This window comes from Enterococcus sp. CWB-B31 (assembly GCF_020567645.1).
Taxonomy (GTDB): domain Bacteria; phylum Bacillota; class Bacilli; order Lactobacillales; family Enterococcaceae; genus Enterococcus_L.
The window spans coordinates 276,225-284,917 of record NZ_JAJDJW010000001.1 but is presented as its reverse complement, the minus strand read 5'-3'; the positions used below and the strand labels follow the sequence as shown (position 1 = coordinate 284,917).

Below are 8,693 nucleotides of genomic sequence, written 5' to 3'. Positions count from 1 at the left end.
GTAAACCTCTCAAAACTGAACAAAGTAATGCAAACCTGTGTAAGTCTCCGTAATATTCCTTAGAAAGGAGGTGATCCAGCCGCACCTTCCGATACGGCTACCTTGTTACGACTTCACCCCAATCATCTATCCCACCTTAGGCGGCTGGCTCCATAAAGGTTACCTCACCGACTTCGGGTGTTACAAACTCTCGTGGTGTGACGGGCGGTGTGTACAAGGCCCGGGAACGTATTCACCGCGGCGTGCTGATCCGCGATTACTAGCGATTCCGGCTTCATGCAGGCGAGTTGCAGCCTGCAATCCGAACTGAGAGAAGCTTTAAGAGATTTGCTTAGCCTCGCGACTTCGCGTCTCGTTGTACTTCCCATTGTAGCACGTGTGTAGCCCAGGTCATAAGGGGCATGATGATTTGACGTCATCCCCACCTTCCTCCGGTTTGTCACCGGCAGTCTCGCTAGAGTGCCCAACTGAATGATGGCAACTAACAATAAGGGTTGCGCTCGTTGCGGGACTTAACCCAACATCTCACGACACGAGCTGACGACAACCATGCACCACCTGTCACTTTGCCCCCGAAGGGGAAGCTCTATCTCTAGAGTGGTCAAAGGATGTCAAGACCTGGTAAGGTTCTTCGCGTTGCTTCGAATTAAACCACATGCTCCACCGCTTGTGCGGGCCCCCGTCAATTCCTTTGAGTTTCAACCTTGCGGTCGTACTCCCCAGGCGGAGTGCTTAATGCGTTTGCTGCAGCACTGAAGGGCGGAAACCCTCCAACACTTAGCACTCATCGTTTACGGCGTGGACTACCAGGGTATCTAATCCTGTTTGCTCCCCACGCTTTCGAGCCTCAGCGTCAGTTACAGACCAGAGAGCCGCCTTCGCCACTGGTGTTCCTCCATATATCTACGCATTTCACCGCTACACATGGAATTCCACTCTCCTCTTCTGCACTCAAGTCTCCCAGTTTCCAATGACCCTCCCCGGTTGAGCCGGGGGCTTTCACATCAGACTTAAGAAACCGCCTGCGCTCGCTTTACGCCCAATAAATCCGGACAACGCTTGCCACCTACGTATTACCGCGGCTGCTGGCACGTAGTTAGCCGTGGCTTTCTGGTTAGATACCGTCAAGGTGAGAGCAGTTACTCTCCCACTTGTTCTTCTCTAACAACAGAGTTTTACGATCCGAAAACCTTCTTCACTCACGCGGCGTTGCTCGGTCAGACTTTCGTCCATTGCCGAAGATTCCCTACTGCTGCCTCCCGTAGGAGTCTGGGCCGTGTCTCAGTCCCAGTGTGGCCGATCACCCTCTCAGGTCGGCTATGCATCGTGGCCTTGGTGAGCCCTTACCTCACCAACTAGCTAATGCACCGCGGGTCCATCCATCAGCGACACCCGAAAGCGTCTTTCAAATAAGAACCATGCGGTTCCTATTGTTATACGGTATTAGCACCTGTTTCCAAGTGTTATCCCCTTCTGATGGGCAGGTTACCCACGTGTTACTCACCCGTCCGCCACTCTTCTTTTCAATTGAGTGCAAGCACTCGGCAGAAAAGAAGCGTTCGACTTGCATGTATTAGGCACGCCGCCAGCGTTCGTCCTGAGCCAGGATCAAACTCTCATAATAAAAGTTAGAACAATCTTACGATTGTTAAGCTCATTGTTGTTGCGCTAGCTTTCGCTTGCTTGTTAAAAATGTTTGTTGTTTTGAATTGATCAAAACGCCCTACACATTTAGTTTGTCTTACTTTGTTCAGTTTTCAAAGGTCTACTTTGTCGCCTTGCAGCAACTTTTATATCTTATCAAATCGAGAAGCGCTTGTCAACTCTTTTAATAAAATTTTGAAAAGTTTTTTCTGCCTGCAATTTGTTGTTCTTGTTTCATAACAACTGTTTCAGTTTACCAACATTTTTGTTATTTGTCAACAACTTTTTTATTGGTCGGACAACTTTTTTCTTCCTTCCCACTGTTATTCTATCCAGTGCTTCAAAAGAGGTTGTCCTGTCTTGCGACAAGTAATAATATATCAAGTTTCTTCGCTCAGGTCAATCAAAATATGTCATTTTTTACAACTTTTTTTCATTGCCGATCATTATCCTATTTTGTTCACCTAATGTTCGCATTTGATCCACTTTCAACTTGAAGTAGTTATTCTTTCGTTCCGATTTCGGTCTTAATGCGCACGTACTTTAACTATCTAATTTTTCTTTCTTCTCTTCTGATAAATAGAAAATCAACCAAATGCTCAAAGAAGCTTTCAGCAGTTGGTTGATTCTATTTTATCTCATCGTCGGGAATAGCAGTACGTCTCTAATTGACTGTGCATCAGTCAGCAGCATAACAAGCCGGTCAATACCAATTCCCAAACCTCCTGTTGGCGGGAGTCCATACTCCAGAGCTTCAATAAAGTCTTCATCCACACCGTGTGCTTCATCATTCCCCTGCTCCCGCTCTTTTTCCTGACCTTCAAATCGTTCTCTTTGATCAATTGGGTCATTTAGCTCTGTAAATGCGTTTGCAAACTCTTTACCTACAATAAAGAGTTCAAAGCGGTCTGTAAAGCGACCATCTTCAGGATTCTTTTTCGCCAGAGGAGATACTTCTACCGGATGACCATAAATAAATGTCGGCTGCTGCAGTGTTTCCTCTGCATAGGTCTCAAAGAATTCGTTTAAGATATGGCCTACTGCCATATTTTCATTTATTTCCACATTATGTTCTTCAGCCAATGCACGAGCTTCCTCTATAGTCATTTCTTTCCAAAAATCAACACCTGTCTGCTCTTTAATTGCATCCACCATATGCAGACGTTTGAACTCACTGCCTAGGTCAATTTGTTTTCCATCATAACTGATAGTTGTGGTTTTCAACACTTTTTCAGCCGCATTACGGATAATTCCTTCCGTCAAATCCATTACGTCATTAAAATCTGTATAAGCAGTATAAGCTTCCAGCATTGTAAATTCCGGATTATGTGTCGTATCTATTCCTTCATTACGGAAGACACGACCAATTTCATAAACTTTTTCCATGCCGCCTACAATTAATCGTTTTAAATGCAGCTCCAGTGCGATTCGTAAATATAAATCCATATCCAAAGCATTATGGTGTGTAATAAATGGTCGAGCAGTTGCTCCGCCGGCTTCATTATGAAGCACTGGTGTTTCAACTTCAACATATCCTTGTCCATCCAAATATCTGCGAATTTCACTGATAATCTGACTGCGTTTCATGAATCGGTCAAAGCTTTCTTTATTACTGATTAAATCAAGATAACGCTGGCGATACCTCTGCTCAATATTTGTCAGTCCATGATATTTATCAGGAAGAGGACGTAATGCTTTAGTTAAAAGCTCAATTGTTTTTGCTTTGACTGTCACTTCTCCTGTGTCTGTTTTCATAATTTGACCGGTGACTCCAAAAAAGTCACCCAAATCTGCGTGTTTAAAAAGCTCGTATGCTTCATCGCCGACTTGATCTTTGCGTACATATATTTGAATTTGCCCCTCACGATCCTGCAGGTGAGCAAACCCAGCTTTTCCTTTTCCTCGTTTTGTCATCATACGGCCGGCAACGCTCGCTGACAGCTCTTTTTCATTCAACTCTTCTTTTGTCTGCTCATCAAAAGATTCGTGCAATTCTGCAGAATTATGTGTACGGTCAAAACGTTTACCGAATGGATCAATTCCTTCTTCACGCAGTTTTTCCATCTTTTCACGCCGCACCAACATTTGGTCATTCAAATCTGCGACTTGTGATTGTTGTTCTTCAGACACTTTTCTTCCTCCATTCTTAAAATAAACATACACTAATAATGCCATAGTAATTCTAAAAAAAGCAAGCCGAATATTGCTATTCGGCTTGAAATTATTTATTTTAGGACCTAGCTAAAAGCTATTGAGGAATCGAGTTGCCCATGCATTTCCCAATAGACATGTTTGTATCGGGAATCGAACATTGTGAGACTCGTAGATACAGGGATTTTCTGTCGGTGTAGGAACTTTTAGTAACTAGGAAAATAGGGAGTTGTTATCAACTTTCAACAAATAATTGTATAGAAGCTTCCCGTTTTTGACGAAATAGTACAGGTGTTTTGGAAATAGATAGCTGAAGCTTTTCCTTTTTTGCTTATAGGGGATGAATCATGATATGCGCAATGCTGATTAAGTGAATGCGAAAAAATTCATTCCATTAATGGGAGTCCGCTCAGTTAATATTTTTGGAAAGAGTCGCCGCTAGAGCTTTCATATAAAGCCTAGATGGCTTCTTCTATTTTGTTGCTGGTTGACTTCTCTACAAACTGATCCATTAGCTCCACGATTTCTTTTTGAGTATCAGCCTGATTAATTGCTGCTTTTACTTTTGCCGCTCTTGGAATTCCTTTTAGATAATAAGAGGCATGTTGACGAAATTCTCTGGCTGCGACAGATTCACCTTTTAGGTCTACAAGCCTTTGAAGATGTATTTTTGCTGTTTCAACTTTTTCAAAAGCAGTTGGTTCAGGGATAAGTTCTCCGGTCTCCAAATAATGCTGTGTCCGATGAATCATCCATGGATTGCCTAACGCAGCTCTTCCGATCATAACGCCATCTGCACCCACATAATCCAACATACGTTTTGCATCTTCCGGGGTGCGTACATCTCCATTTCCCATAAAAGGGATGGTAAGTTGGCTTTTTACTTCTTTCAAAATATCCCAATCTGCCTGTCCTTCATACATCTGTATACGTGTTCGACCATGCATGGCAATCGCTGATGCTCCGCCCTTTTCTGCTGCCAAAGCATTATCTACAGCAAAAACGTGCTCGTCATCCCACCCGATCCTCATTTTTACAGTAACTGGTAAATCAACAGATGATGCTACAGCATGAACCATCTCGTAAACTTTATTTGGATCCAGCAGCCACTTTGCTCCGGCTTCTGCTTTAATCACTTTGTTTACCGGGCAGCCCATATTAATATCGATAATATCTGCTTCTGTATTCTCTTGTACAAATTGAGCTGCTTCAACTAGAGTATCCTTATCCCCACCAAATATTTGCAGGCTTAACGGATGTTCCCGCTCGTCAATATACAGCATATCCAATGTCTTTTTATTTCTAAAATGGATGCCTTTATCACTGATCATTTCGCAGACAACCAGCCCTGCACCAAATTCTTTCACTGTTACCCGAAATGCAGCATTTGAAATACCAGCCATTGGAGCAACTACCACGCGATTGGGAATCTCTACATTACCTATTTTCCACATCAATCAATTCCTCCTAATTTCTTTGGGTATTTTTAATTGCTTCATCTCTAAGTTTCATCAAGTCTTCTTCACTGTACTGATAGTTGTTTCCGCAAAACTGACAAACAGCCTCTGCCCCATGATCTTCTTCGATCATTGCATTTATTTCATCCAATCCTACAGCAATAATTGCCGTGCCGAATTTTTCTTTTGAACAGTCACACTTAAACTGAACAGGCATTTTTTCCAGTATATCTACTTCTCCTTCACCAAGCAGACGTTCTAAAATTTGTTCCGGCGCTTCTCCTTCATCTAATAAACGTGAGACCATCGGAACTTCTTTCAATCGCTGTTCAATAAAATCTATCGTTTTTTCATCAGCCCCCGGCATCACCTGAATCATGAACCCGCCAGCCGCTTTAACTGTTTCATCTGCCTCTACCAGCACACTTAATCCTATTGCTGAAGGAATCTGTTCAGAAACAGCCATGAAGTAGGTAAAATCTTCACCAATTTCTCCTGAAACAATAGGTGTCTGCCCGGAAAATGTCTCTTTTAATCCCAAATCTTTGATAACAGTGAAGATGCCTTCTGTACCAACTGCTCCCCGAACGTCTATTTTTCCATTTTCGTTTAACGGAAGACTGACATGCGGATTCTTTATATAACCTTTGACATCACCGCTTCCATTACTGTCAACAATAATTGCACCGGCCGGACCATTCCCCTGAACCTTCACTGTTAGTTTGTCTTCACCTTTTAATGTTGCACCTAGCAGCAACGCACCAACCATTGTTCTGCCAAGAGCTGCAGTTGAAGTACTCCATGCGTCATGTCTTTTTTGAGCTTCTGCAATTGTATTAGTAGCGCATATTCCATACGCGCGAATCGATCCTTTATAGCAAAGTGCTTTCACTAAATAATCTTCCATTTTTCATTCCCTCTTCTTTCGGTGCTTTTTGACTCATTATCAGATAATACTAGGAAACCCGCTTTTTTTCAACTAAATAATTTTGACTTTCTCTTTACCCTTAGATATAAATGAACTTTTCTTGCTGTTCAAGTATTTATAATAAAATTTTGAAAACATTCTTTTTTGCACACCATTTTAAGCTCAGATCTGTTAGCTCCTAAAAGCACTGTCAACTGGGCTAAAACGTAAAACAGCTGCAGAGTAGTTTCTCTGCAGCTGTCGGTTGTTTCATTTAATTATTTGTAACGGTCTTCAAACTTTTCCCGATTGTAGTCAGAAGTTGAATCTCCATTAGGATCATCATCGTCTTTTTTATCGAGTTGAACTTTTTTTTCTGTCTCTTCAGAATCAGTTTTCACTTCTTCTTGCTCAGATTGAAGCTCCTCTTTGGTTTTATCAAAGCTTTGTTTTTCTTCTGCCTGTTTTTCTGCATCCTTTTCTTCCAAAGCACGTTTTGCTTCTTCAAATGTTTGTGCCTTTTCACTAGGGAAGTCAGAAGTTTTTCCGGCAGGCATTTCACCAGTTTCAAACAATGATTTGATTGCTTTCGCATTCAGTGTTTCAAATTCCAGAAGTTTTTCTGCAATCAGCTTGTGTGTGTCCCGGTGAGTTTCAATAATTTCACGTGCTTTCGCATGTGCATCCATCAAGAGCTTACGTACTTCCTGATCTATTTCGAAGGCTACCTGCTCTGAGTAAGCTTTCGTTTGTCCATAGTCACGTCCAACAAATACTTGATGATTTCCTTCATATTGAACAGGTCCTAATTTATCACTCATTCCATATTCAGTCACCATGCTGCGGGCCAACGCAGTTGCCTGCTCAAAGTCATTGGAAGCACCTGTAGACTGAACCCCAAAGACAATTTCTTCTGCAGTTCGTCCACCCAGTAATCCTACCAGTTGTTCAAACATATCTTCTTTTGTCATAAGGAACTGATCTTCTTTTGGCAGAGCAATCATATACCCGCCGGCGCGGCCTCTAGGAATAATCGTTACCTTGTGTACAACACGAGCACGGCTTAATACCAATCCGACAATAGTATGTCCAGCTTCATGGTAGGCAACCATTTCACGTTCTCTTTTGTTGATTACCCGATCCTTCTTAGCTGGTCCGGCAATTACACGATCTTCTGCTTCATCAATATCAGAAGCATCAATTTTCTTTTTATTTCTTCTTGCGGCAACTAAAGCAGCTTCATTCAGAACATTTTCCAAATCGGCTCCGGCAAAGCCAGGAGTTTGTTGCGCTACTACTTTCAAGTCTACATCATCTGATAATGGTTTGTTTCGTGCATGGACTCGCAAAATTGCTTCACGACCTTTAACATCCGGACGCCCCACTAAAATCTGACGGTCAAAACGTCCAGGACGAAGCAACGCCTGATCGAGTACATCTGAACGGTTTGTTGCAGCAATAACGATAACACCCTCATTACCATCAAAACCATCCATTTCAACCAGCAGCTGATTCAAGGTCTGTTCTCGCTCGTCATGTCCGCCGCCCATACCGGCACCACGTTGACGACCTACCGCGTCAATTTCATCAATGAAAATGATGGCAGGTGCATTTTTCTTCGCCGTTTCAAATAAATCACGAACACGGCTTGCTCCGACACCGACAAACATTTCCACAAATTCAGAACCTGAGATTGAGTAGAATGGTACACCAGCTTCACCTGCAACTGCTTTTGCAAGTAAGGTTTTACCAGTTCCCGGAGGTCCTTCCAGCAATACACCGGCTGGGATACGCGCACCCAGTTCGACAAATCGTCGCGGATCCTTCAAGAATTCAACCACTTCAACAAGTTCCTGTTTCTCTTCCTCTGCACCGGCAACATCTGTAAAACGTACACGGTTCGCAGATTTATCTGCTTCTTTGGCTTTGGATTTTCCGAAATTCATTACTCGGCCGCCGCCACCGCCACCACCGCCTTGCTGTCCCATCATCATGTAAAACATGAAGAACAGCAAAATCAGAGGAAGGAAGCTGAAAATAAGTGAGATCCAAGTTCCACTGGTTGATTGTTCTTTAACACTCAGCGTAACATCATTTTCCTGAGCTGCATTCTGAATTTCTGTTAATGTTGTATCACTTGGAAGTACAATTGTAGAAAAGTTTTTGGTTGTCGTCTCAGTAGTTCCCCAGAATGACAAACCTGTTTGATTTTCTACTTTTTGTTCTTTCCTGTATTCACCAACAATTTTAAATACTCCGTTTGTTGGTTGAATAGTCATTTCCTTAATATTTCCATCTTGTAATTGTTCATTAAAAGTAGAAAACTCGATATCAGGAGATTGCGAGCTGTTATTTCCAAAAATAAAGCTCCCAACCATGATCATCGCTAAAATGACTAATACATAGTAGAGCCCGTTTTTCATGCCGTTCCCTTTTTTATTCATATCTGTCCACCTAGCCTGTCTTTTAGAAATTATTCACATTTTTATTTTATCAATTCTGACCTTTATATTGTAACATAACTATTTCAAGGA

The 8,693-nt window shown here is 42.3% G+C and carries 4 protein-coding genes and 1 rRNA gene; all 5 read right to left on the bottom strand.

The genetic code is table 11. The features are described 5' to 3' along the window. Positions 1-63: 63 nt before the first annotated feature. Positions 64-1,624, bottom strand: a 16S ribosomal RNA gene (locus LI954_RS01075). A 653-nt stretch (positions 1,625-2,277) separates the two neighbouring features. Beyond that, positions 2,278-3,774, bottom strand: coding sequence for a lysine--tRNA ligase (lysS, locus tag LI954_RS01070; RefSeq protein ID WP_229442389.1), 1,497 nt, complete (start codon positions 3,772-3,774; stop codon positions 2,278-2,280). Between the two features lie 479 nt (positions 3,775-4,253). Continuing rightward, positions 4,254-5,249 (bottom strand): tRNA dihydrouridine synthase DusB, encoded by a 996-nt coding sequence (gene dusB / locus LI954_RS01065; RefSeq protein ID WP_229442390.1) that lies wholly within the window; start codon positions 5,247-5,249, stop codon positions 4,254-4,256. A gap of 13 nt (positions 5,250-5,262) precedes the next feature. Further along, positions 5,263-6,159: an Hsp33 family molecular chaperone HslO gene (gene hslO, locus LI954_RS01060; RefSeq protein ID WP_202068807.1), complete on the bottom strand. Its 897-nt coding sequence runs from the start codon at positions 6,157-6,159 to the stop codon at positions 5,263-5,265. 278 nt (positions 6,160-6,437) lie between these two features. Continuing rightward, positions 6,438-8,603 carry an ATP-dependent zinc metalloprotease FtsH gene (gene ftsH, locus LI954_RS01055; protein ID WP_202068809.1) on the bottom strand — a complete coding sequence of 722 codons (2,166 nt, stop codon included), beginning with the start codon at positions 8,601-8,603 and terminating at the stop codon, positions 6,438-6,440. Positions 8,604-8,693 lie beyond the last annotated feature (90 nt).

Coding starts and splice junctions, on each gene's coding strand:
- dusB (WP_229442390.1), bottom strand. CDS start 5,249: ATGTGGAAAATAGGTAATGTAGAGATTCCCAATCGCGTGGTAGTTGCT.
- ftsH (WP_202068809.1), bottom strand. CDS start 8,603: ATGAATAAAAAAGGGAACGGCATGAAAAACGGGCTCTACTATGTATTA.
- hslO (WP_202068807.1), bottom strand. CDS start 6,159: ATGGAAGATTATTTAGTGAAAGCACTTTGCTATAAAGGATCGATTCGC.